Annotated in this window: 26 protein-coding genes; 5 read left to right on the plus strand and 21 right to left on the minus strand. The window is 41.9% G+C overall.

The genetic code is table 11. The annotated features are described in order from the left end of the window. The first annotated feature begins 1 nt into the window (after window position 1). The gene (locus EV579_RS06085) at window positions 2-1120 is read left to right on the plus strand and encodes an NADH-dependent flavin oxidoreductase (RefSeq protein ID WP_240503388.1); all 1119 of its coding nucleotides are present in this window, start codon (window positions 2-4) and stop codon (window positions 1118-1120) included. A 53-nt stretch (window positions 1121-1173) separates the two neighbouring features. On the opposite strand, the gene EV579_RS06090 is transcribed toward EV579_RS06085, so the two are convergent. Next, complete coding sequence (locus EV579_RS06090) at window positions 1174-1680, minus strand: PTS sugar transporter subunit IIA (RefSeq protein ID WP_024422767.1); 507 nt, start codon at window positions 1678-1680, stop codon at window positions 1174-1176. Window positions 1681-1850: 170 nt separating this feature from the next. On the opposite strand from EV579_RS06090, the gene EV579_RS06095 reads away from it, so the two are divergent. Beyond that, window positions 1851-2270, plus strand: coding sequence for an Hsp20/alpha crystallin family protein (locus tag EV579_RS06095; RefSeq protein ID WP_024422768.1), 420 nt, complete (start codon window positions 1851-1853; stop codon window positions 2268-2270). 19 nt (window positions 2271-2289) lie between these two features. Here the strand turns inward: EV579_RS06095 and EV579_RS06100 are convergent, their stop codons facing one another. The 3 genes from EV579_RS06100 to EV579_RS06110 all read right to left on the minus strand — a co-directional run bounded on the left by EV579_RS06100 (window position 2290) and on the right by EV579_RS06110 (window position 3523). Further along, window positions 2290-2751 carry a YppG family protein gene (locus tag EV579_RS06100; RefSeq protein ID WP_024422769.1) on the minus strand — a complete coding sequence of 154 codons (462 nt, stop codon included), beginning with the start codon at window positions 2749-2751 and terminating at the stop codon, window positions 2290-2292. 108 nt (window positions 2752-2859) lie between these two features. After that, window positions 2860-3240, minus strand: coding sequence for a YppE family protein (locus EV579_RS06105; RefSeq protein ID WP_226340828.1), 381 nt, complete (start codon window positions 3238-3240; stop codon window positions 2860-2862). 49 nt (window positions 3241-3289) lie between these two features. Further along, window positions 3290-3523, minus strand: a complete 234-nt coding sequence (locus tag EV579_RS06110) for a DUF5446 family protein (protein ID WP_224426684.1) — start codon at window positions 3521-3523, stop codon at window positions 3290-3292. A gap of 197 nt (window positions 3524-3720) precedes the next feature. Between EV579_RS06110 and sspM the strand changes: the two genes are divergently transcribed. Next, on the plus strand, window positions 3721-3825 hold the full coding sequence (gene sspM / locus EV579_RS06115) for an acid-soluble spore protein SspM (protein WP_024422772.1): 105 nt from the start codon (window positions 3721-3723) through the stop codon (window positions 3823-3825). 23 nt (window positions 3826-3848) lie between these two features. Here the strand turns inward: sspM and EV579_RS06120 are convergent, their stop codons facing one another. After that, window positions 3849-4805 (minus strand): DUF2515 domain-containing protein, encoded by a 957-nt coding sequence (locus tag EV579_RS06120; protein WP_044333251.1) that lies wholly within the window; start codon window positions 4803-4805, stop codon window positions 3849-3851. Window positions 4806-4851: 46 nt separating this feature from the next. On the opposite strand from EV579_RS06120, the gene recU reads away from it, so the two are divergent. Beyond that, window positions 4852-5487 (plus strand): Holliday junction resolvase RecU, encoded by a 636-nt coding sequence (recU, locus tag EV579_RS06125; protein WP_024428112.1) that lies wholly within the window; start codon window positions 4852-4854, stop codon window positions 5485-5487. A gap of 19 nt (window positions 5488-5506) precedes the next feature. After that, window positions 5507-8221, plus strand: coding sequence for a PBP1A family penicillin-binding protein (locus tag EV579_RS06130; protein WP_133744138.1), 2715 nt, complete (start codon window positions 5507-5509; stop codon window positions 8219-8221). A 240-nt stretch (window positions 8222-8461) separates the two neighbouring features. Here the strand turns inward: EV579_RS06130 and EV579_RS06135 are convergent, their stop codons facing one another. The 16 genes from EV579_RS06135 to dapB all read right to left on the minus strand — a co-directional run bounded on the left by EV579_RS06135 (window position 8462) and on the right by dapB (window position 23072). After that, window positions 8462-8971 carry a YpoC family protein gene (locus EV579_RS06135; protein WP_133744139.1) on the minus strand — a complete coding sequence of 170 codons (510 nt, stop codon included), beginning with the start codon at window positions 8969-8971 and terminating at the stop codon, window positions 8462-8464. After that, window positions 8968-9630, minus strand: a complete 663-nt coding sequence (nth, locus tag EV579_RS06140) for an endonuclease III (protein WP_024422776.1) — start codon at window positions 9628-9630, stop codon at window positions 8968-8970. Before nth ends, EV579_RS06135 begins: the two co-directional genes overlap by 4 nt. 17 nt (window positions 9631-9647) lie before the next feature. Further along, entirely contained in the window at window positions 9648-10352 is a 705-nt protein-coding gene (locus tag EV579_RS06145) for a DnaD domain-containing protein (RefSeq protein WP_024422777.1), read from the minus strand. A gap of 99 nt (window positions 10353-10451) precedes the next feature. Beyond that, window positions 10452-11744, minus strand: coding sequence for an asparagine--tRNA ligase (asnS, locus tag EV579_RS06150; protein ID WP_024422778.1), 1293 nt, complete (start codon window positions 11742-11744; stop codon window positions 10452-10454). A gap of 114 nt (window positions 11745-11858) precedes the next feature. Continuing rightward, the gene (gene tseB, locus EV579_RS06155) at window positions 11859-12344 is read right to left on the minus strand and encodes a cell wall elongation/penicillin-binding protein regulator TseB (RefSeq protein ID WP_024422779.1); all 486 of its coding nucleotides are present in this window, start codon (window positions 12342-12344) and stop codon (window positions 11859-11861) included. A 12-nt stretch (window positions 12345-12356) separates the two neighbouring features. Next, complete coding sequence (locus EV579_RS06160) at window positions 12357-12527, minus strand: YpmA family protein (protein WP_065214698.1); 171 nt, start codon at window positions 12525-12527, stop codon at window positions 12357-12359. A 132-nt stretch (window positions 12528-12659) separates the two neighbouring features. Further along, window positions 12660-15452 carry an ATP-dependent DNA helicase DinG gene (gene dinG, locus EV579_RS06165; RefSeq protein WP_133744140.1) on the minus strand — a complete coding sequence of 931 codons (2793 nt, stop codon included), beginning with the start codon at window positions 15450-15452 and terminating at the stop codon, window positions 12660-12662. Between the two features lie 113 nt (window positions 15453-15565). After that, on the minus strand, window positions 15566-15949 hold the full coding sequence (gene panD / locus EV579_RS06170) for an aspartate 1-decarboxylase (protein WP_024422780.1): 384 nt from the start codon (window positions 15947-15949) through the stop codon (window positions 15566-15568). Beyond that, window positions 15942-16808, minus strand: a complete 867-nt coding sequence (panC, locus tag EV579_RS06175) for a pantoate--beta-alanine ligase (RefSeq protein WP_133744141.1) — start codon at window positions 16806-16808, stop codon at window positions 15942-15944. Before panC ends, panD begins: the two co-directional genes overlap by 8 nt. After that, on the minus strand, window positions 16805-17644 hold the full coding sequence (gene panB, locus EV579_RS06180; protein ID WP_024422781.1) for a 3-methyl-2-oxobutanoate hydroxymethyltransferase: 840 nt from the start codon (window positions 17642-17644) through the stop codon (window positions 16805-16807). The genes panC and panB overlap by 4 nt, the downstream gene beginning before the upstream one ends. A 197-nt stretch (window positions 17645-17841) precedes the next feature. Beyond that, window positions 17842-18825 carry a biotin--[acetyl-CoA-carboxylase] ligase gene (locus EV579_RS06185; protein WP_133744142.1) on the minus strand — a complete coding sequence of 328 codons (984 nt, stop codon included), beginning with the start codon at window positions 18823-18825 and terminating at the stop codon, window positions 17842-17844. Then, a complete protein-coding gene (locus EV579_RS06190) occupies window positions 18798-20000 on the minus strand; it encodes a CCA tRNA nucleotidyltransferase (RefSeq protein ID WP_024428104.1) in 1203 nt (400 codons plus the stop codon). The genes EV579_RS06185 and EV579_RS06190 overlap by 28 nt, the downstream gene beginning before the upstream one ends. Further along, the gene (gene bshA, locus EV579_RS06195; RefSeq protein WP_133744143.1) at window positions 19993-21138 is read right to left on the minus strand and encodes an N-acetyl-alpha-D-glucosaminyl L-malate synthase BshA; all 1146 of its coding nucleotides are present in this window, start codon (window positions 21136-21138) and stop codon (window positions 19993-19995) included. Before bshA ends, EV579_RS06190 begins: the two co-directional genes overlap by 8 nt. Before the next feature lie 2 nt (window positions 21139-21140). Beyond that, the gene (bshB1, locus tag EV579_RS06200) at window positions 21141-21845 is read right to left on the minus strand and encodes a bacillithiol biosynthesis deacetylase BshB1 (protein WP_133744144.1); all 705 of its coding nucleotides are present in this window, start codon (window positions 21843-21845) and stop codon (window positions 21141-21143) included. Beyond that, window positions 21832-22251: a methylglyoxal synthase gene (gene mgsA / locus EV579_RS06205; protein ID WP_024422786.1), complete on the minus strand. Its 420-nt coding sequence runs from the start codon at window positions 22249-22251 to the stop codon at window positions 21832-21834. Before mgsA ends, bshB1 begins: the two co-directional genes overlap by 14 nt. A gap of 17 nt (window positions 22252-22268) precedes the next feature. Then, window positions 22269-23072 (minus strand): 4-hydroxy-tetrahydrodipicolinate reductase, encoded by an 804-nt coding sequence (gene dapB, locus EV579_RS06210; protein ID WP_041109607.1) that lies wholly within the window; start codon window positions 23070-23072, stop codon window positions 22269-22271. Window positions 23073-23075: the final 3 nt, after the last annotated feature.

Here is a 23075-nt window from a genome sequence, read left to right on the forward strand (position 1 = left end):
ATTGAAAAACGAATTTAAGCCTTTATTTGAACCATTTACGTTTCCAGGAGGCGCCTCTATTGATGGCCGGTTAGTGGTTGCTCCAATGACACACTTTGGTTCTCATGACGATGGCACCATTTCAAAAGACGAAATTGACTTCATTACAGCTAGATCAAGTGAAATGGGCATGGTGATTACAGCATGTGCGAATGTGACTCCAGATGGGAAGGCATTTGAAGGACAGCCTTCTATCGCAAGAGATGAAGATATCCCTGGCCTGAAAAAACTGGCTTCAGCTATCCAGGCAAAAGGAACAAAAGCCATCATTCAAATTCATCACGGTGGCTCTCAGGCTCTCCCTCATTTAGTTCCAAACGGTGATGTGGTTGCGCCAAGTGATATGTTTAAAGATGGAAAACAAATTGCACGCGCTTTGAAAGAAGAGGAAATTACTCATATTATCGACTCCTTTAAAGAAGCGGCAAGAAGAGCGGTTCAAGCAGGGTTTGACGGCGTGGAAATTCACGGGGCAAACGGTTATTTATTACAGCAATTTTACTCACCGCATAGCAATCAGCGTACAGATCAATGGGGAGGAAACGAAGAAAAACGTCTAGCTTTCCCTATTGCTGTTGTAGATGCAGTTAAAGAGGCCATCAAAGAGCATGCGGCTAAACCGTTTATCTTTGGATACCGGTTATCTCCTGAAGAACCAGAAACACCTGGTTTAACAATGACAGAGACGTTTACATTAGTGGATGTTCTCAAAACAAAAAGCCTCGATTATTTGCATATCTCTTTAATGGAGATTGGCTCTAAAGCAAGACGAGGCGCAGATTCTAATAAGACACGTATGGAACTGCTAAAAGAACGCTGCGGCGATGCTCTTCCGCTTATTGGAGTAGGCAGCGTCATTACAGCTGAAGATGCACTCCATGCTTACAATCAAGGAATTCCTCTCATCGCTGTCGCACGAGAGCTAATCGTCGACCCAGATTGGGCAAAGAAAATTAAAGAAGGCAGAGAACAAGAGATTGAAACCGTCATTAAACGCAGCCAAAAAGACAAGTATCTTATTCCAGAAGGATTGTGGTCTGTCATGGAAGCGAGTCAAGGCTGGGTTCCAATGGAGGATTAATGTTCTCACCTCAATAAAAAACTACCCTATCAATGGGTAGTTTTTTTCATGAACTATTTCATTTTCACTGTAAAGAGCTTGGACGTCTGCTTTTCTACAGAGCCTTTTGGTTCTTTATCAAGTCGTTCGATAAGGTCACCGTTCATAATCACAATCGGTGTCACTGTACTTGACGCTTTCTCTTCAATCAGTTCTAAATCACACGTAATAAGAGGATCCCCGATTTTCACCTTATCCCCTTCTTTCATGTGCGCTTCAAATCCTTCACCATTTAACCCAACTGTTTCAAGTCCGATATGAATCAGAAGCTCAAGCCCCGAGAGTGTTCGAATGCCAATTGCATGTTTTGTATGGAAGAGCTGAATGATTTCACCCTCTACTGGTGACACAATCGTCCCACTTTTTGGTTTTACTGCTACGCCGTCTCCCATCATTTTTTGAGAAAAGACGGGATCTGGTACATCAGTCATATCCATTAACTCTCCATCAACTGGAGAATAAATGACTTCTTCCTTTACATCATCTTGGTTTTTTCCGAAACCGAATAATTTTTTCAGCAATGTCAATTTGCTCCCTTCAAGCTTTGCTTCCTAAATCTATTTCGTGTATGAAACTTTACGCCCATACACCTTGCTTTCATTCAACACTATTTAATCATAATTTTTTCCTCTCATCAATTGATAACCGCCTGAGCCCCCTCTGCATAGGCTGTAGATGAGAGGTGATTCAGATGAAACATGAAGGCGAAAAAAAACATGAAATGCTGGCAAATGAAGATATGCTATATGAAGCGATTGAACAATTTTTTGCATCCTCCCCGTTTCACGAGATATTAAATAGCGCAGAGGCACTCATGACCACATCGCATTCACTTGCATCCATTACGACCGATGTGACAGAGGATGAACAGAATGTGTATATCGAGATTCAATTTCCAGACCATTTTGTCGAAGGAGACATTGCGCTAGAAGTAAAAGCCCAATATTTACACTTATCAGTACAGGAAAAAATCAAAACGAATACGACTACCTCGTATTCAAGTTTTACTAAAACGATTTTAATGCCGGCAAAAATAGATGAGACAAAAATGAAGAGTGTGTGGAAAGATCAATCGCTTCATGTGTCTGCGCCAAAGCAAACAACCCAATAGTTCAATCTATTGGGTTTAGCTATGCTTTAAAAATGCTTGTAAATCCTTTCGCCAATGAGCCTACTTGATTCATTGTACTCATCATTTGGCCAGCTGTATCAAACATTTTGTTAAAATCGTATTGCCCATTCGTCTTTTTGAATTGTGACAGCACACTTTTAAATTGAGATGGCTGCTGTTTTTGCGGCCTTGGCAATGGATAAGGGTTCATAGGCGGCTGCATGGGCATCATGCCTGGAGGCGGCTGCATTTGGGGTGGATTCATCGCTTCAGGCGGCTGCATAAGCGGCACGTTTTCTTGGTATCCATAAGGCGGCTGATAAACAGTAGATGGTGCCTGATTCATTCCCCCTCCACCTTGATACGGCGGCATGAAATAGTCTGGAGGCTGCGGAGGCTGCTGCTGCATCTCTGGATACGGAAAAGGCCTTTGCTTGAATTGATTGAATTCATAAGGCTGCTGGTTTGAATAAGGGAACATCTATCTCGCTCCTCTCGCTCTCAACACATATTGATGTCACTCATATATTATGACCAAGAGCAGAAGATGTGCCTAAAGAAGCCATAAGAAAAACGCAGCATCATGTCTTTAGCTGCGCTTTTTGATTTCTTCTATTAAAAGGTTCAGAGTGTAAACCACTGACTCAACTAAATTTTTTACACGGGGTGCGTGCTGTTTACCAAAATAAGATTGCAGGACAACCTCTTTACCATTTTCTTTTACGGCTTCAAGCTGTTCTTGGTGTAAATATCTAGGTTTGGCCTGCTCAATAAACGAGATCGCAGCGGTGAGCCACTCCTCCATTTTCTGATCAAATGTAACAACGGCCGGCTGAATATCCGTATAAAAATCATACGATGGGTATTCCTCTTCAGCCTTTCCCTTTTGGTACTGCTTATACGCTTCTTCGATCCATATTCTCAAGTTTTGTGTATGTTCAAGTAATGTTTGATTATCCAAAGTGTTCACCTCTATGAACCATCCTATCAAACGTTTACCTATTGCTCAAATAGAAAAGCTATCCGGCGTGATATGCCGGTCTTGCTGCCAGTTTATACTCGGCTGCATGAAGCTTCACTTCACAGTCCTTTACTTCTGATTCAAGCCGGTCAATCATTTGTTCTTGCTCTTCTATCGCTGCACGTTTCGTCTGCTTCACAGCAAGAGACAGCTCTTCCTCCACCGCATCAATTTTTCGCTCGATTTCCTCTAACAACTGCATAATGGATTCTTTTGATACAAATTCGCTCATCATCAGATTCCTCCTTTATTGTCTCTCGTTACATTCTCTTTTCTTTCTCCCCCTCCTTCACACATGACAAAACTAGAAGCAAATCGCCATTCTAAGTGTAGATGAGCGCTATTTCTTCCTTTTCGACAGATGCTTGTCCTTCTTTGTATGATTGCGTCCGATTGTGTAAATTCTAAGGACAAAAGGAGGTAGATTTCATGAAAAAGCAGCCAGCACCAAAAGAGCAAAAGCCAAAAGGGAAAGAAAACAGTCCAGATCAGCTTGATAAAAAGCTCGGCGGTCCTAATCGTCCATCTACGTAAAAAAAGCAGGCACCCCCTGCTTTTTATTTATGCAAAAAATAGTGCTCTAATGAGAAAAGAAAACGAAGCTGTCTTTTTTTATGGAAATACCAGTCGGTCAGATCAATCTGCTTTGGCAGCGGCTCTGCCTCAAATAAAGATGGACTCAATTTCTTTTGAAACCAATCTTCCCTTTGATCGTCTAATGAATGTGTCATCACCGGATAAACCGTCCGAAGAAAAGGTGTTGACCTTCTAGCGATCCCTAAAAACGGCTCAAAATCAAACCGAGACCCCGTATGCGGAACGGTATGCAAAAAATGATAAAAATCCGAAAACAAATCGGCTCGAAATAATAGTTTCGCTAGTTTTTTACCTAATGTAATACGTTCCTTTACATTGGAAAACTTCCGTATGGTTAAGCCGTACAAATGCCCGTCCACCGTTGGAAAAACAACGGTTTGGAAATGTCCCCACTCGCTGAAAAGATATTGAATCGAGTGAAAAACATTCTTTTTCAGAAGAGGATTTTGTATAATAGGAGATTGTATAGTATATTGTTCATTTATGATGAGTGCATATAGCAGACGCTCTGTGTCACGCTTTAGCCAGAAACGTTCCCACTCAGCGCTCATAAACCGAGACACGGAGAAATAAGGCAGCAGATGAAACAAAGGTTTACTGCACCTTTTAGACCATTCATACAAAAGAAGCTGAGGGTAAGCATCCGAAAAGATCAGCCAATTCGCTCTTTCATATGCTGTGAAAAAAAGGTGCCCCTGCTGATCCGTTAAACCCGGATGGAAGAGCTCGCCCTTTAAATCCGTCATGGACCACCCAGCATTTCTCGAGACAAAGGAAGCGAGCAGCGACCATTTCATCTCTGGATGCCGGTCATAAAAGCGCTTGTAAGCATTTGTCCTCGTCAGGTTGTCTTTATTTTTTGCTTTCGTTTCACGCAAAATTTGCTGAGTGATGATGTGCTCTTCTTGGGACAACATGGTGATCTCTCCAATACAAAATGCATTAAAAGGAGGCTGAAACTTGATGATTCGGTATCCAAACGGAAAATCGTATCAGCCCATTCAACAAATTGGGACAAAAAAAAGAATCAGCGGCGAATCCTCTTATAGTAACCGCGGGATGACGCTTGAGGCTGATTTAAATGAAACGAACCAATATTATTTGGTCAACGGGATCGCAGTCATTCATAAAAAGCCTACCCCAGTTCAAATTGTGAATGTGGATTACCCAAAAAGAAGTGCTGCTGTCATTAAAGAAGCCTATTTTAAACAATCATCCACAACAGACTATAACGGGGTGTACAAAGGCCGCTATATCGATTTTGAAGCAAAGGAAACCAAAAGCACTACCTCGTTTCCGCTCAAAAATTTCCACGACCATCAAATTGAGCATATGAAACAGGTTGAAAAGCAAGGCGGCATTTGTTTCGTTATTATATCCGCTTTTGGCTCCGTTTATTATTTGCCCGCTTCAGATCTCTTTTACTTCTGGGAGCGGCAGAAGAAAAACGGCCGTAAATCCATTAGCAAAGACGAATTAATGGAAGCTGGCCACATAATGACACTTGGATATTCGCCAAGAATTGATTATATTAAAGTAGTGGAGACACTTCATTTTTCGGATGAAAGCAATCAGCAATTACGTTCGAAAAAGGTTTAACACGAAAGGTTGAGATGTGATGTCTGATCAATTTACAAGTCGTGAACAGCGACGTAAAGCAAGTCAAGTTAACAATAAGAAGCAAAAGAACAAAAAAGGCAAAAAGAAAGCAGGTCTATTTAAAAAAATATTTTTATCTTTACTCGTGATCGGTCTACTTTGTTTAGTTGCCGGAATCACAACTTTTGCCGTTTTTGCATCAAGCGCTCCTTCTATTGATGATAGTAAGCTTAAAACACCATACTCTTCAAAGCTTTATGATAAAGACAAGAAAGTGTTTGCAGAAGTTGGTGCAGAAAAAAGAACGTATGTCTCGATAAAAGATATACCCGATGTGGTAAAAGACGCATTTATTGCGACTGAAGATGCACGTTTTTATAAGCACCACGGGATTGATCCAATCCGTATCGGCGGTGCCCTTGTCGCAAACGTTGAGGACGGCTTTGGTGCTGAAGGCGGAAGTACCATTACACAGCAGGTTGTGAAAAACTCCCTCCTAACCAATCAAAAGACGTTAAAACGGAAAGTACAGGAAGTATGGCTCTCGATTCAGCTTGAGCAAAAATACTCTAAAGATGAAATTTTGGAAATGTATTTAAACCGGATTTTCTTCTCTCCTTATGCTTATGGAGTTGGGAAAGCAGCTGAACAATTTTTCGGAGTCACAGATTTAAATAAACTAACCGTTGCACAAGCTGCTACACTTGCAGGTATGCCGCAGAGTCCTTCTGCCTATAACCCAGTGAAACATCCCGAGGCAGCGGAAAAACGCCGTAATATCGTTTTAAGCCTTATGAAAAAACAAGGCTACATTTCAGAAAAAGAATATGACGTTGCAAAAGCAACCCCTGTCAGCAAGACAGTTGTTTCAGCTAGTAAATATAAGAGCCAAAACTCTAGTAAGTACTCTGCCTACATTGAAGAAGTAATGGAAGAAGTACAGAAAAAAGCCAAAGTGGATGCATCAACTGACGGATTAAAAATCTATACTTCCCTTGATCGAAATGCACAGGATCATCTAAATGATATCATCAATGGAGATTCAGTTGGATTTACGAAAGGGATGCAGGCGGGTGTGACCCTGCTTGATACGAAAAATGGTGAAATACGCGCCATTGGCGGTGGACGTGATGTACCAGCCGGCGGCTTTAACTATGCGACGGATGCAAAACGCCAGCCAGGGTCCACAATCAAACCGATCTTAGATTACGGCCCAGTCATTGAAAACAAAAAATGGTCAACATATCAGCAAATTGATGATGCGCCGTATACGTACTCAGATGGTACACCGATTAACAACTTTGACAGAAGACATTTAGGTAAAATGTCGATGAGAAGTGCTTTGGCACAATCGCGTAACATCCCTGCACTTAAAGCATTCCAAGAAGCTGGTTCAGCCAATGCCGCTCAATTTGCTAATAATTTAGGCATGGACTTACCTTCTGATATTCCAGAATCTTATTCCATCGGTGGATTTGGAGATGGTGTGTCTTCATTAAAAATGGCAGGTGCATTTAGTGCATTCGGTAATAACGGATACTATAATGAACCGCACGCTGTCACATCTGTTGAATTTAATGACGGGACAAAGCTTGACCTTACGCCGGACTCAAAAGCAGCAATGAGTGATTACACAGCATTTATGATTACAGATATGCTGAAAACTGCTGTCCAATCTGGTACTGGTACACTTGCACAAGTACCGAACGTTCAAGTAGCTGGTAAAACAGGTACAACGAACTTCACACAAGACGATATTAATAAACACAATATCCCTTCTGGCGGTGCGAAAGATTCGTGGTTTGTCGGTTATACGCCGCAATATACAGCAGCCGTTTGGACTGGAATCGGTAATTCAAAAGATGCAGACGGCAAAATATGGCTGAATGATTACGAGCAGCGTGTGGCCAAAATCGTCTTCCAGCGATTGATTTCTCAAATTGACGATGGAAGCGGCTCATTTGAAAAACCAGACAGTGTCGTTGAAGCTACGGTTGAAAAAGGATCCGATCCTGCAAAATTAGCCGGACCGAATACACCAAGTGACAAGAAGACAACAGAATACTTTGTTAAAGGAACGGTACCAACAAAAGTCTCTGACACATACGAGAAAAAAGAAGCCGATAAGCCTTCTGATTTAAAAGCGGTGTATGATGAAGAGAAAAAATCCATCACACTGACTTGGGGCTATTCTGACGACGCTGATGCTACATTTAATGTCAAGCAAGCAGTTGATAATGGCGGCTATAAAGAGATTCAAAACAGCTCTGCTAAAGAAGCGGTTATCTCTGATGTGAAGCCTGGCTCCACTTATAAATTCCAAGTGACAGCCACTGTAGATGATGTCACGAGTAAAGCGGCTTCTACCTTCCTCACCATTAAGGATGACGCAGATGAGGAAGAAAAAGCGGATGATGAGAATAAAGAAGAAGAAGAACCGCAGCAGCCTGACGACGAACAGACAGACCAAACAGACGATAACAAAAATCAGCCCCCTGGCACTGATGAGCAAAAGCCTGATGACAAAAAAGATCAAGATAAGGATAAGGATCAGGACCAAGGTGGAAATACAGAAAACGGAAATAATGGTTCTTCAGAAAATGGCTCAGACAGTACAAATGGGAACAGCAACTCGCAAACTGATAATAAAGATAAAAAGAAAGATGATGAGAAAGCCAACTCGCAAAGTTCCAATTCGCAATCAAATGCTACTTCTCGAAAAGAAGATGAATAATGAAAAAGCACTTGCCTCCTTGGCAAGTGCTTTAAGATTGTTGACAAAGGGCTAAAATGATCTTGATTTTAGCCCTTTGTCTTCTTTTCAGCGTGATAGAAAACCTTTGCAGTCTAGGAAGGACGAGCAGCGGAGCGGAGCGAATTTGACATTCGTGAGCACCGGAGCGCAGGACTGACAACGAATGCGAGGGTTTGTCTACACGCTTGAAAGCACTTGCCTCCTTGGCAAGTGCTTTTTTTAACGCTGCTGTCTGATTTTTTTTAGTGCTTCATATTTTCCATACTGCTTTTTTAATTCCGTGTATAGCTCGTCCAATTGAATAAAGCAGTGATATTGAGTTGGTTTTAGCAAAATGAACTCTAAACGTTCCGTCCAATTAATCGGAGCAACAGGAAATGTCTCTTGCTTGATATGTTCCCATTCAAACGTTTGGACACTCTCCCCTTTGATCCAGTAAAACATCGCAATCATACTGACGATTCCTTGCAGCATATCATCTTCTTCACAGCGGGATTTTCTTGTTTGGAAACGAGGAAGCATTTTTTCTTTTAATTCGTCCCACAGCTCAAACATCACAGGAACAAATTCTTCCGTTTCCTGCCACGGAAACTCGTCTGTTAAAACTTCTGGAGATAGATCATATGCGAGCGGATTGGCTCTCAGTATATCTACTCGATCACCTTTAATCTCTACCTTTTTTTCTTTTAGCTTTTCGACATATGAGGTGAAAACAGCTGCCCCGCTCATGCCAGCTTCACCAATCCTTTTTTCAGCCTCTTCTGCCCTTCTCTGCACATATCAAGAAGTGGACACGATTCGCACTGCGGCCGCTGCGCCTTACAATGATATCTCCCAAAAAAGATCAGACGGTGATGCGTCACAGACCAATCTTCTTTTGGCACCTTTTTCATCAAGGTTTGCTCTACTTCAAGCACAGAATCCTTCCAGCGGCAGATGCCTAGACGCTTGCTGACTCGTTCTACATGTGTATCTACTGCTATTGCCGGTACCCCAAAAGCGACTGAAACGACGACATTTGCTGTTTTCCGGCCAACCCCAGGAAGCTTAACAAGCTCGTCCCGGTCCTTTGGTACTTCACCGCCATATTCTTCAATCAGCATTTTGCTCAACTTTTGAATGTTTTTAGCCTTATTTCGATAAAGACCAATCGAGCGAATATCTTGCTGCAGTTCTTCAAGCGGTACACTTAAATAGTCTTCTGGTGTTTTATATTTTTGAAATAACGTTTTGGTGACCTTGTTTACAAGCACGTCCGTACATTGAGCTGAGAGCGCAACAGCAATCACAAGCTCAAATGGATTGGCATGAACAAGCTCACACTCAGCCTCTGGAAACATATCTCCTATAATATCTAAACACTCATTGATTTGTTTTTTTGATAACATGCCTTCTCCTTTATTGGTTATTGTTCCAGCCAATTATAAAAAGGAACTTGTCGTTTATAAGTGGACGTCTCTTCGTTTGAAGGTGGCGTTTTCTGCTGAGAACGGAAGTGCTGGCTATGTTCTTTTGCTTCCTTCGCTGTTTTCAGCCCTTTCTTTTTCCACTCAAATAAAATTCGATCAATATAACGGAAATTTAATTTTCCTGATAAAACGGCTTCTCTTAGTGCTAGCCGAATCATCTCAGCATCATGATGGTCTTGATCCATCCAGATCGAAAGCGTTTCTCCTTCAAGGGGTGACAGCGGTCTGCCGAATTCATCTTCAAATAAAGCATATAAAGATTTTTCAGCCTGCACCTGTTGTTTTTGAACTTCTTTCGCCTGTTTTGTTTCTAAAAAGTCATACAGCACGCCCCATAAAGGTTCTACCGAGTAACGGTCATGCTGAATACCAGACCTGTCTTCAAATGGCTGAATCGAGATAAATCCTTTTTGAATCAGATGCTGAACCATATACGCGCACTCTTCCGCTGAAATGGTCATGCCTTGAGAAAGCTCTTCAAATGTTTGAAAGAAAACGCCTTGTTCTTCATTCATTTTAATCTTGAGCATCACCATCATCTGTGATTCATTCAGTCCTAACTGCTCATAATGAGCAATCAGCAAATTAGGCAAACTTGTCGACCCCATTTGCTGCATATTAATAAATTGCTGCCTATTCATCGGATACACCTCTTCACTTTAAGTATATCACGTTTTATTTCACGTGCCTCTCTAAAAAGACGTTTGAAAAAGCCTCCATTTGTTGGAGGCTTTCACGTCTTAAGGGTATAAACGGTTTAATAATCTTGGGAAAGGAATGGTTTCACGCACATGCGGCGCTCCGCTAATCCAAGCAACTGTACGTTCAAGTCCAAGACCAAAACCTGAATGCGGTACAGAACCGTATTGTCTTAATTCTGTATACCATTTGTAAGTTTCCTGATCAAGCCCATGTTCTTTCAATCTTGCTTCAAGAAGCTCTAAATCATGAACACGCTCAGAACCGCCAATAATCTCTCCGTAGCCTTCTGGTGCAATCAAGTCTGCACAAAGGACAACATCTTCACGATCCGGTGCTGGCTGCATATAAAACGGTTTTAATGATGTTGGGTAATGAGTGATAAACACTGGTTTATCATAGCTTTCGGCGATCGCAGTTTCGTGAGGCGCTCCGAAGTCATCTCCCCATTCGATATCATCAAAGCCTTTTTCCTGCAAGAATTTAATCGCTTCATCGTAAGTGATGCGCGGGAATGGTGCTTTGATATTTTCTAATTTTGCTGTATCACGGCCTAATGTTTGCAGCTCCACTTTACAGTTTTCAAGTACACTTTGCACAACATGAGTCACATAATTTTCTTGATACTCAAGGTTTTCATTGAATTCGACAAAAGCCATCTCCGGCTCGATCATCCAAAACTCAATTAAATGACGTTTTGTTTTAGATTTTTCAGCTCTAAATGTTGGGCCAAATGAGAATACTTTTCCGAGTGCCATTGCTGCAGCTTCCATGTAAAGCTGGCCACTTTGAGAAAGGTATGCATCTTCATCAAAATATTTCGTAGCAAACAGTTCCGTTGTGCCTTCAGGTGCACTTCCAGTTAAAATTGGCGGATCTACTTTCACGAAACCTTCTTGATGGAAGTATTCATATGTAGCACGAATAATTTCGTTACGGATTTTCATAATGGCATGCTGTTTTTTAGAACGAAGCCATAAATGACGGTGATCCATTAAGAATTCTGTTCCATGCTCTTTTGGTGTAATTGGATAATCTGTCGCTTCATGAATCACTTCAATGGATTTCACTTGCAATTCAAAACCTAGCGGTGAACGCTCATCTTTTGTCACTTGACCTGTCACATAGACAGATGTTTCTTGAGTGACTGATTTCGCAAGCTTAAAGACTTCCTCTTCCACTTCTGCTTTTACTACGACTCCTTGAATAAAGCCTGTCCCGTCACGCAGCTGCAAAAATGCAATTTTTCCGCTTGAACGTTTATTGGCAATCCATGCGCCGATGGTTACTTCTTGATCGACGTGTTTGAACACTTGATTAATCGTTGTTTTCAACATAATTCCCTCCAAAGCCAGAAAGAAACTCACCTTTAGACAGGTGTGAATCTTTTTTCATACATTTTATTATAACCGTTCTAAATCAGCATGGTCAACGCAAGACAGGAGAAACTACGGTGTTAAATTTTTTTCCACGTGTCCTGTCGAGAAGTCGACATAGCTGAAGCTATATTGATTGTTTTCATTTAAATATGTCACTTCCCAAAGAAGTACGTCACCTTCTCTCGCTAATTTGACTTCTTTTAGCTTAGAGACCGTGTTCTCTTTTTGAACGGCTTGTACTGCTTGATTCGAGGTAATGCCTTCTTTTGCTTTTTTTGCGATCACTTTTTCTTTTTTGCTGGCAGGAACCCAAACGTAGGTCGTTTCATTCTGTTTGTTTTTCCCTTCAACAATAAATTGTTTTTCTTTCCCGACAAAGGTTTCCACTTGCTCCACTTGTACGATGTTTGCTTGTTCTTTTGCTCGTTCGATCGCTGCTTCATGCCCTTGTTCTCTTTGTCCCATGGCAATTTGATAAATCCACGTAAAGCTGATGATGCCAATAAGCAGAACGAGAGCCACTACAGATGAAATAATCCAGACTATTTTTTTCATGTCAAGCTTCCCCTATGTGCGATATATCGTAAATACCGCTTGATTTTGGTCTTCTTGATCTAATGCTAATCCAAACATGAGATCTTCTCTTTTAAGCGTTCTGTTCAATAAATCAACGATTTTGTATAGGTCTTCTGAATGCTTAATTTGAACAGTTGAAAGTACCTCTATTTTACTTTCCACTTCTAATTCCTCCTCGGTACGTAAATATTGTTAGTCATACTTTTCTGCACGGGAACCGATACTATTTTTACAACGGAACACAAAAAGCCGTTACGATAAATTAACTCCAAACCCACACCAGCTAAAGGCCGCTTATGACAGCGGCTTTTCGTTGTTAAGGTTTTCTATATACGCCTCAAGTGACTCTTTTGACATCTCGTGAACCGGCGCATGAGGGAGTGATTCTAAAAATAGTTTTCCATATGAAGCTGTTTTCACTCGGCGGTCTAAAATCAGCAATGTGCCTATGTCTTTTTCAGAGCGCAGCAAGCGTCCAGCTCCTTGCTTAAAGGTTAACACAGCTTCTGGTAAAGCGACGGCTTTAAACGGGTTTTTCCCTTGTTTTTTAGCTGCATCACATTTGGCTTCAATGAGAGGAGAATCAGGCGGTCTGAACGGAAGACGTGCCATGATGACTGTTGTCAGCTCTGAGCCCGGAAAATCAACACCTTCCCAAAAACTACCCGTACCAAGTAAAATGGCTTGTTTTGCTAATTTGAACATTTTCGTTAATTTTACAGGGCTTCCACCTGTCAAACCTTGAGCAAAAAGGGCTGACTGCATCCCTTCTGTTTTTAGCTCTTCATAAACTGCTTTTAACATCTCATGTGAATTAAACAAAACCAATATTTTTGCATGCTGCTGCTTTTCCATAACCTTAATATATTGCGCAGCCTGCTTTACATAATCTCGTTCATCACGGTTTGTAATCGGCGGCATGTCTGCTGGAACAATGACCTTAAGCTGTTTTTCAAGTTCAAAAGGTGAATCAATTTGCACAAGATGAGGATAAAAATCTTGCAGGCCAAACCGTTCCAAGCAATAATCAAAGCGGTGATTGATGGTGAGTGTCCCTGATGTGAGGACAACACTCTTTTTGTTCATAAAGAAACGATCAGCCAAAAGCTCCCCAGTATCTAACGGCTGTGCATGCATAAAGACTGCGTTTTTGGCACCTTTTGCATCAATTTCAATCCAAACCGTTTCATCGTTTTTCGGTTCAAAGATAAACCGGTACAGTGTACTGCAAAAAGTATGCATAAACGACATGACTTGGTCGTATTCCTCTGCTTCAAAGGCAAAGTGTTCTGTCAGCTGATCACTTTTTTGAAGAAGCTCATTTTTTTGCTGTTCATACAGTTTCTCACAAGCAATTAACAAGGAACAAAGCTTACTTGCCGTTTCTTTAATCCGTTTCCACTGAGCATGCTTTGAATGATGACGTACTCTATGAATGAGACGATTGATGTCGGCTTTTGGTTTTGTCCTTTTCACAAATGAATGGACGGTGCTAAAGAAAGCGTCACTTTCCATTTGAAGCTGATTGAGATACTCATCCATTTCAATAAAGGTGTCTGTCTGTAACCCTGCATGATGAAATCTCTTTTTCAGTTTCTTTAACAGTCCGCTTTGCAAGGAGCCAAGCTGCGTTAATTTCGCGTGAAGCTGGATATAAGACGCACTATCCCCTAGTGCTTCATTGGCTGTTTTCTCAAATTGATGGGCTTCGTCTATCACATATACGTCAGCATGCTGAAAGATAGACGATGCCTCCGTTTGTGATAAAAGCAGACGATGATTCGTTAAAATTAAATCAGCTGTTTTTGCCCTTTTTTTGGCGCGCTCATAAAAGCAATACTCTTTAAAACGGCGCTTTTTCGATGTAAACGGCATATGCACACAGGAAATGCGGTCTTTTATATTGGCAGCTCCTGACGGTAAATTCAGTTCAGATAAATCACCTGTTTCTGTTACAAGGAGCCACATTAAAATTTGCGCCTTCGTTAAGACGACATCATAGTTATCATCTTCCTCATGAAGAACATGCTCAAACTTATCTAAACAAATGTAATGCGCCCGACCTTTAAATACACAGGCAGCAGGCTCAAACGGGAGCAATTGATTCAACATCGGCACATCGCGCTGAAGCATTTGCTGCTGCAAAAGGATGGAATATGTACTAATAATGACAGGTTTTCCTGATTTCCTCGCTTCTAGAGCAGCTGGGATGAGGTAAGCGAGCGTTTTCCCAATACCCGGTGCCGCTTCAATTAATGCATAGGCTCTTTCATGAAACACGTCTCTCACTTTATTCATCATTGTAAGCTGGCCTTCTCTTACCTCATACCCTTCTACCGTTTGCGGAAGCTTCTTTTTGATTTCCTCAAACAGCTGTTCATCATCTTCACTTACTGAATGTGTCGCCCTACTGATAGGATTGGTGACATCTTTTACAGAAAAAGAGCCGACTTCCACTAAAGAATCTTCCCGGCTATCATGGCTTGTTTCAAGCTGCTTAATTAAAAGTCCTATATCACTTAGGAGATAAGAGGATAATCTGCGCAGCTGCTTCAGCACATTTTTCGGTGTATGTTTTAATTGATGTAATAAAGTTAAAAATAACATGGCAGTAACTTCCGCATCACTATCCGCCCTATGCGGGTGGTCATGTGGAAGCATGAGCTCTTCACTTAATTCAGTGAGCTTATAACCTTCAAGCTCAGGATAAAGAATTCTAGAGATCTCAACTGTATCAATTGCTAGCACATCCAGCTCATTTTTCCCGCATGCTTTTAGTTCATCATTTAAAAAATTCAAGTCAAAATGAACATTGTGCGCAACAAAATAAGCACCCTGTATGAGATCATACACCTCTTGGGCAATGTCCTCAAAAAACACCGCATCGTCAACCATGTGCTGCTGAATGCCTGTCAGCTGTTCAATAAATCCTGGGATTGCTTTTCCCGGGTTCACATATTTTGAATACCGTTCGACAATTTGTCCATTTTCAATGACCACCGCAGCTATTTGAATGATTTTATCACCCTTTTTAGGTGAATTCCCGGTGGTTTCAATATCAACGACAACAAACCTTTGATCGGTCATAAAATGGACACCTCAATTCCTCGTTTCACCCTGAAGTGAAACACGCTCTGGACAAAATAGATGAAACAGAACAGCCTCTCTTCTGAAACTGTTCTGTTTCCACGGAGCCTGCGTTATAAAATCGTTCTCGCAGGCTCTTGCCCAATCATTTGTTCAATTTGATTTTGTTTATTTAACACGACCACTTTTGGTGTATGTGTCTTAGCTTCTTCTTCTGACAGCATCCCATAAGCGATAATAATGACTTCATCCCCAGGCTGAACGAGTCTCGCCGCCGCCCCATTTAGACAAATGACACCGCTCTTTCTTTCGCCGGGAATAATATATGTTTCAAGTCTTGCGCCATTATGATTATTGACAATTTGTACTTTCTCATTTGCCATCATACCTGCCGCATCAAGTAAATCTTCGTCAATCGTAATACTGCCTACATAATGTAAGTTTGCTTCTGTTACCGTTGCTTTATGAAGCTTAGATGTCATAAAGGTTCTATACATGTTTTTCACCGCTTTCAGGAACATGGAAAATCACATTATCAATCAGTCTTGCCCGTGAGAATTTCACCGCAACCGCCATAATGACTTGACCTGCTAACTGCTGAAGCGGCTCAAGTTCTGGATAAGAATAGATCTCAATATAATCAATTTCACCGCACGTCTGAACAAGTTCCTCTTCAATCAGCTGATATACACGACTGACATCACGTTCACCTTTTTCAACAGCTGACCGGCCTTTTTTTAATGCGCGGTATAAAGCGGGTGCTTCTTGTCTTTCTTTTTCTGACAAGTACACATTCCTTGAGCTTTTCGCTAAACCGTCTTCTTCTCTGACTGTCGGTACAGATACAAGGTGAAGATCAAAGAAGAAATCCTTGATCATCGCATCGATCACAGCGACTTGCTGTGCATCCTTTAGACCAAAGTAGACATTTGTTGGTGACACAAGATGAAACAGCTTTGTGAGCACAGTGACAACACCGTCAAAATGTCCTGGACGTTTTTTTCCGCATAAGACATCTGTCCGCTTTTGAACCGTCATCGTAATAGATGGTTCATTTTGGTACATTTCCTTCACATCAGGTGTAAATAAAATATCCACCCCTGCTGCTTCTGCAAGACGCTGGTCTCTTTCCATATCCCTTGGGTAGGATTCAAAGTCTTCATTTGGTCCAAATTGCAAAGGATTGACAAAAATACTCATCACGACAATGTCATTTTGACCTCTTGCCTCTTTCGCAAGCGTCAGATGTCCTTCATGAAGAAAACCCATCGTTGGGACAAAGCCGATGGAATGCTTGTTTTCTTGATGCTGCTTGATTAATTCTTTTAGCTCGTGAATATGGGAGACAATGTTCATTTCTTGATTCCCCCATATAAGCCATCAAGGACTTCTTCTTTGATATGAAACGTGTGCATGTCCTCTGGAAATGTGCGTGCTTTTACTTCTTTTGTATATTGAATGAGCGCTTCTTCTAAAACAGTATCAATTTGCGCGTATTGTTTCACAAACTTAGGTGTTCTAGACACCCCGTATCCTACCACATCATGGTAAACGAGAACTTGTCCGTCTGCCTCAGCTCCTGCACCAATTCCGATCACAGGAATCTTCAGCATGTCGGTAATTCGTTTTGTCAGTTCGCCAGGTACGCATTCCAGCACAAGAGCGATTGCACCGGCTTCCTCACATTTCAAGCTGTCTTCAATCAATTTTTGAGCACTTTCGTGGTCTTTTCCTTGTACTTTATACCCGCCAAGTACACCAACTGATTGAGGTGTGAGGCCTAAATGACTGACGACAGGAATTCCGCCTCTTGTTAGAGCTTGAATGGATTCAAATACTCCATCTCCGCCTTCTAGCTTTAAGGCATCGGCACCGCTTTCTTGCATGATGCGTGCAGCATTTTTCATTGTTTCTTCTAACGAATAATGGTAAGACATAAATGGCATATCAGTCACAACAAATGTGTCTTTTGCGCCTCTTTTCACTGCTTTTGTGTGATGGATCATATCATCCATCGTGACTTGAACTGTAGAATCTAGTCCAAGTACAACCATCCCAAGTGAATCACCAACTAAAATCATGTCGACTTCCGCTTTTTCCGCTTGCTTTGCAGCTGGATAGTCGTATGCGGTCAGCATCACAATAGGTTCGTTTTGTTCTTTCATTTTGAAAAAATCTAGCTTTGTCTTCATTTGTTCCTCCTCATTCTGGAGAGGAGATGGCTTGCCTCACATCACATGCTTTGATTTCTCATGTGCGGCGAATCATCCCTCTGTCCAAGTCCCTTAGGATCAAGGCAGAAATTTATCGAATTTTTCTTCATAACAGGTACAGTTCTTTGCAGATACTGCCCACACGAAGTATATCAAAAATGTGCCGGGTGTTCCACTCAAGTTGACTTGATCTCAATGTCTGCGGAGTAGATTTTTTGGATACCGTCCTCCGTTTCAAGCAATAAAACACCTTCTTCATTGATGCCAAGCGCCTTCCCCGTATATTGCCCATTGACGGTGCGGGCCACAATATGTCGACCGATCGTCATCGCAAACGATTCCCATAAATGTTTAATCGGCGCAAATCCTTGCTTCATATAATCATCATATCTTTTTTCAAAAGTGGACATGATCTGTTGTATAAGTGCAGCACGATCCACTTTTTCATTCAGTTCCATCCGCAGACTTGTGGCGACATCCTTTAGGTCATCCGGGAAGTCATCAGCTGTTTGGTTCACATTTATGCCCGGTCCAATAATGACCGCATGAACCTGGTCCGCTTCTGCTTTTAATTCAGTCAGAATGCCAACGACCTTTTTTCCATTCAACAAAATATCGTTTGGCCATTTAATAGATGGACTGAGTCCTGTTTGCTGCGCAATCGCTTCTGCGATGGCTACAGATGCCAAAAGCGTCATTTGCGGCGCTTTATGCAGCGGAATTTCAGGCCTGAGAATGAGACTCATCCAAATGCCTGTCCCGTTTGGTGAATGCCACGTTCTTTGAAGACGCCCTTTTCCGTTTGTCTGATGATCGCTGACAACGATCGTGCCGTGGGACGCACCTTCATTGACAAGATCATGGGCAATCAGCTGGGTTGAAGCGACTTCTTTCTGAAAGAAAATATGCCTGCCAAAGCTCTCTGTTTCCAGACCAAACAGAATTTCGTCCTCACTAATTTTGTCCGGTTTACGAAGCAGACGGTATCCTTTTCTTCTGACTGCTTCTACCTCATACCCCTCTTTTCGCAAGTCCTCCATATGCTTCCACACAGCTGTTCGGGAGCAGCCAAGTTCATCACAAATCTGCTGACTTGAGACAAAATCCTCACTGGATGCTGTAAATAGTTCAATTAATCGTTTTCTAATTGCGGATCGCATGCTTTAAGCCACTCCTCTATGGCTTCTTTTCGGTTTTCTAAACGGTTTTGCAAAACGGCTTTTTTCACAAAATTGAGCTCCTCTGCAATCCATTTCCCAGACGTCTTTTGCCGAAAGGCCATTAAATCTTTTCCTGAAACAGCGAGGTCTTGGAGCTTTTTAATCGGCAGTGCATCATAAGAACGCTTCGCTGCCTCCAGTTCATCAAAGAAAATGCGGCGCTCATGTTTTAGCTGTGTGATCTTCAAACTAGATAAGAGCACGTGTTCACCAGCTTCAAACATGTTTTCCGCATCCCAGTCACAATCAACATATTTACTAATGGCTACTGCTTCTTTCAAAAGCTTGGTTGACAGCTTCCATTCTTTTAAGAAGGCCGCAGCCTCCGCTTCATCTAGGCCGAGTAAATGAATGCAAGCCCCCCATACCTCTTCTAGTCCATCCAGTAAGTAATATGGAAAGGCTTGAAAGGATTCATGAAGACGCTCCTCTTTGAGACCTGGCAATTCTTCATATAATTTGGTTGAAATGAGTACTTGAATGGCCTGCTCACAATGACGGCCTTTTAAAAGCTTCTCCATTTCAATCTTTTTGCGCTCAACTGATATGTTGGCAAGCAGATGCTTATCCTTTTTCATAGCTTCAGCCGTTTCATCAGCGAGTTCAAAGCCAAGCTGGCTTAAAAAACGGACAGCTCTCATCATGCGAAGCGCATCTTCTTGAAAGCGGCACGCAGGATCTCCAACAGTTTGAATTCGTTTCCGCTTAATATCCTGTTTACCACCTACATGATCAATAATTTCCCCATTTATATCCATGGCCATCGCATTAATCGTTAAATCTCTTCTTAAAAGATCTTCCTTAAGCGACGTGATAAACGCCACTTCTTTCGGTCTGCGAAAATCTTCATATTCTGATTCCGTTCGAAACGTCGTGACCTCATAGCTAACACCATCATGCAACACAATGACAGTGCCATGCTCCTTACCGACATCTACTGTTTTCTCAAATAAAGACTCAACCTTATCAGGTGTTGCATCTGTCGCAATATCGATATCACCGATTTCCCGTCCTAATAGAACATCTCTCACCGCTCCGCCGACAAAGTAAGCCTGATGCCCATGTTCGTGCAGTGTATGTAATATAGGGATCGCATGTGTGAATGGTTCATTCATCTTCATCATCACCTTCGATCAATTCTAGGTAAAGCTTCTCATATTCACTCACAATCTTATCAGAGGAGAAATGAGCCTGAACACTAGACTGAGCTGCCGCTGACACTTTTTCATGAAGCGCTTCGTCTTTCAGCAGAGACAATGCGTGCTTTGCTGCTCCGTCTATATCGCCGAGCGGGACAAGAAACCCTGTTTCTCCATGTGTAATGACCTCTGGAATACCGCCGACATCCGTACCGATACAAGGAACACCGCACGCCATTGCTTCAAGAAGCACAAGCCCAAAGCTCTCCTTCTCTGAAAGAAGCAGCTTCAAATCACTTATTGAATATAGCTCCTCAACCTTCTCTTGCTTGCCTAAAAACAACACGCGGTCTGTCAGTCCTAATTTTTTCACGAGTTCACATACAACCGATTTTTCAGGACCATCACCAATGAGCAGCAGCTTTGCCTGCACCTGTTCAGCAATCTTTTGAAACACATGAATCACGTCATGCACCCGTTTCACCTTTCGAAAGTTTGATACATGGATGATGACCTTTTCGTTCGGTAAAAGACCATAATGTGTCTTTAGTAAATCGTGATCTTCACGCAAATACACCCGTTCATCTACAAAATTATGAATCGTATCAATCTTTTTATCTGGTTTGATGAGATCGTATGTCTGCGCAGCTAATGAATGCGACACCGCTGTTACGCGATCCGATGATTCGATGGCGAACCGAATCACTTCTTTTAATGATGGATCATAGCCTAAAACCGTAATATCCGTTCCATGAAGCGTCGTAACGACTTTCACAGAGTGTCCAGTCATTTGTTTGGCTAAGAACGCACAGACAGCGTGCGGGACTGCATAATGCGCGTGAATAATATCAAGCTTTTCTCGTTTTGCGACTTCTGCCAATTTACTTGCCAGCGCAAGGTCATAAGGCGGATATTGAAAAACTGCATATTGATTCACATCCACCTCATGAAAATAAATATTCGGATATACTTTATTAAGCCTAAACGGAATGCTAGAGGTAATGAAATGAACATCGTGCCCTTTTTCAGCTAAACGTTTTCCAAGCTCCGTGGCTATAATGCCTGAGCCGCCGACACTTGGATAACAAGTAATTCCGACCTTCAGTTTTTTCATAATTACCCCCCAAGTAAGTCATCGTCCAACAAAAGTGGTTTCTTTGTGATAAACCCTTCTGCATAAGCTTTGTTGACTTCTCTTCCATACATAGACTCTCTCATTTTGACAAAATCAATATAACCGTTCACAAGAGGTGTCTCTACTGAGTTTGCCGATTTAACAAATTGGCTTTTATACGCATGCAGGCTATCAATTTTTTGGTGCATTTCCTCAGAAATATCGATCACAAAATCTGGACGATGTTGCCCATTAATCATGTAATAATACATTTGGCTTATTTTATGCGCTGGCTGCTTGTATGAATCTTCAAATTTATGTATACCTGCAGAAAAAGCGGCCTCTTCTACAAGTGAGCCCGCATGGCCATGATCTGGATGCCGATCTTGGTGGTACGGAGCGAAAATCAGTTTCGGTTTGTAAGTTCGAATCACGCCCGCAATTTCCTTCATCGCTTCGTCGTTTAGATAAAGCCCTCTATCTGGCAGTGTAAGCTGGATTCTCGCTCTGACACCTAAAATAGCGGCGGCGGCTTTTGCTTCTTCTTTGCGGCTCTCTACTGTTCCATTTGAAGATAATTCGGCCTGGGTCAAGTCGCAAATCCCGACGCGCGCCCCTTTTTTTACGTATTTTGCAATCGTTCCGCCCATTCCGATCTCTACATCATCGCTATGGGCACCGAATGCAAGGATATCAAGTCGTTTCATTTGTTCCTCCGTTTTTTGCTACATCTCGAAAATCAAACGTACCTTTATTTAAATTCCTGACTAAAATTTCAGCAGTTCCCATATTGGTGGCTAATGGAATGGTATACACATCGCAAAGCCGGATGAGTGCAGATACATCCGGTTCATGCGGCTGCGCAGTTAGCGGGTCTCTAAAAAAGAGCACAAGATCCATTGCATTATCAGCAATTAAAGCACCGATCTGCTGATCTCCCCCAAGTGGTCCTGATTGGAAACGATGAATGGGAAGCCCCGTCGCTTCTTTCACTCTCAAACCTGTTGTCCCTGTTGCGTAAAGTGTATGATCTGCCAAAATATCACGGTACGCAGTGGTAAACTGAATCATGTCACTTTTTTTCTTATCATGAGCGATTAAAGCAATGTTCATCAGGAATCCACTCCTTATTAGTCGATGATATTTTCTAAACCATAAACGAGCTGATCAATGTGCATGACCTGCTCTACTGAAAGCTTCACGCCTGACATAAAGGATGCACGGTTATAAGAATCATGACGAATGGTGAGCGTCTGTCCGTCCATTCCAAACAGCACTTCTTGATGTGCAATCATGCCAGGAAGTCTCACGCTGTGCAGACGGATACCATCATAATCTGCTCCTCGTGCCCCTTCGATCAATTCTTTCTCTTCTGGATGTCCCTGCTTTTTACTTTCTCTTACTTCTGCAATCATTTCAGCCGTTTTTAAGCCCGTACCGCTTGGGGCATCTAGTTTTTTATCATGGTGAAGCTCAATGATTTCAACATCAGGAAAATAATTCGCTGCCATTTTGGCAAATTTCATCATTAAGACCGCACCGACAGCAAAGTTTGGTGCAATAATACAGCCTATGCCCTTTTCTTCTGTTAATTGCTGAAGCTCTTTTAGGTCATCTTCTGAAAATCCAGTTGTTCCGACGACTGGACGCACGCCATGTTCAAGTGCTTTTTTTGTATGTACTTTCCCGATTTCTGGTGTTGTTAAATCAATTAATACATCTGGTGCTGTTTCTGAAAGACACACATCAATATCCGTATAAATTGGCGCATGAGATGTCGTATGAATCACATCAGATAATTTTTTTCCTTCATGCGTGTGATCAAGTGCTGCCACCAGCTCAAAATGGCCTGTTTCTTCCGCCAGCTTCACAGCCTCTATCCCCATTCTTCCTCTTGCTCCAGCGATTACTACTTTGATGGTTTCGTTCGTCATCGT

Source organism: Bacillus sp. BK450 (assembly GCF_004364885.1).
GTDB classification, from domain to species: domain Bacteria; phylum Bacillota; class Bacilli; order Bacillales; family Bacillaceae; genus Bacillus; species Bacillus safensis.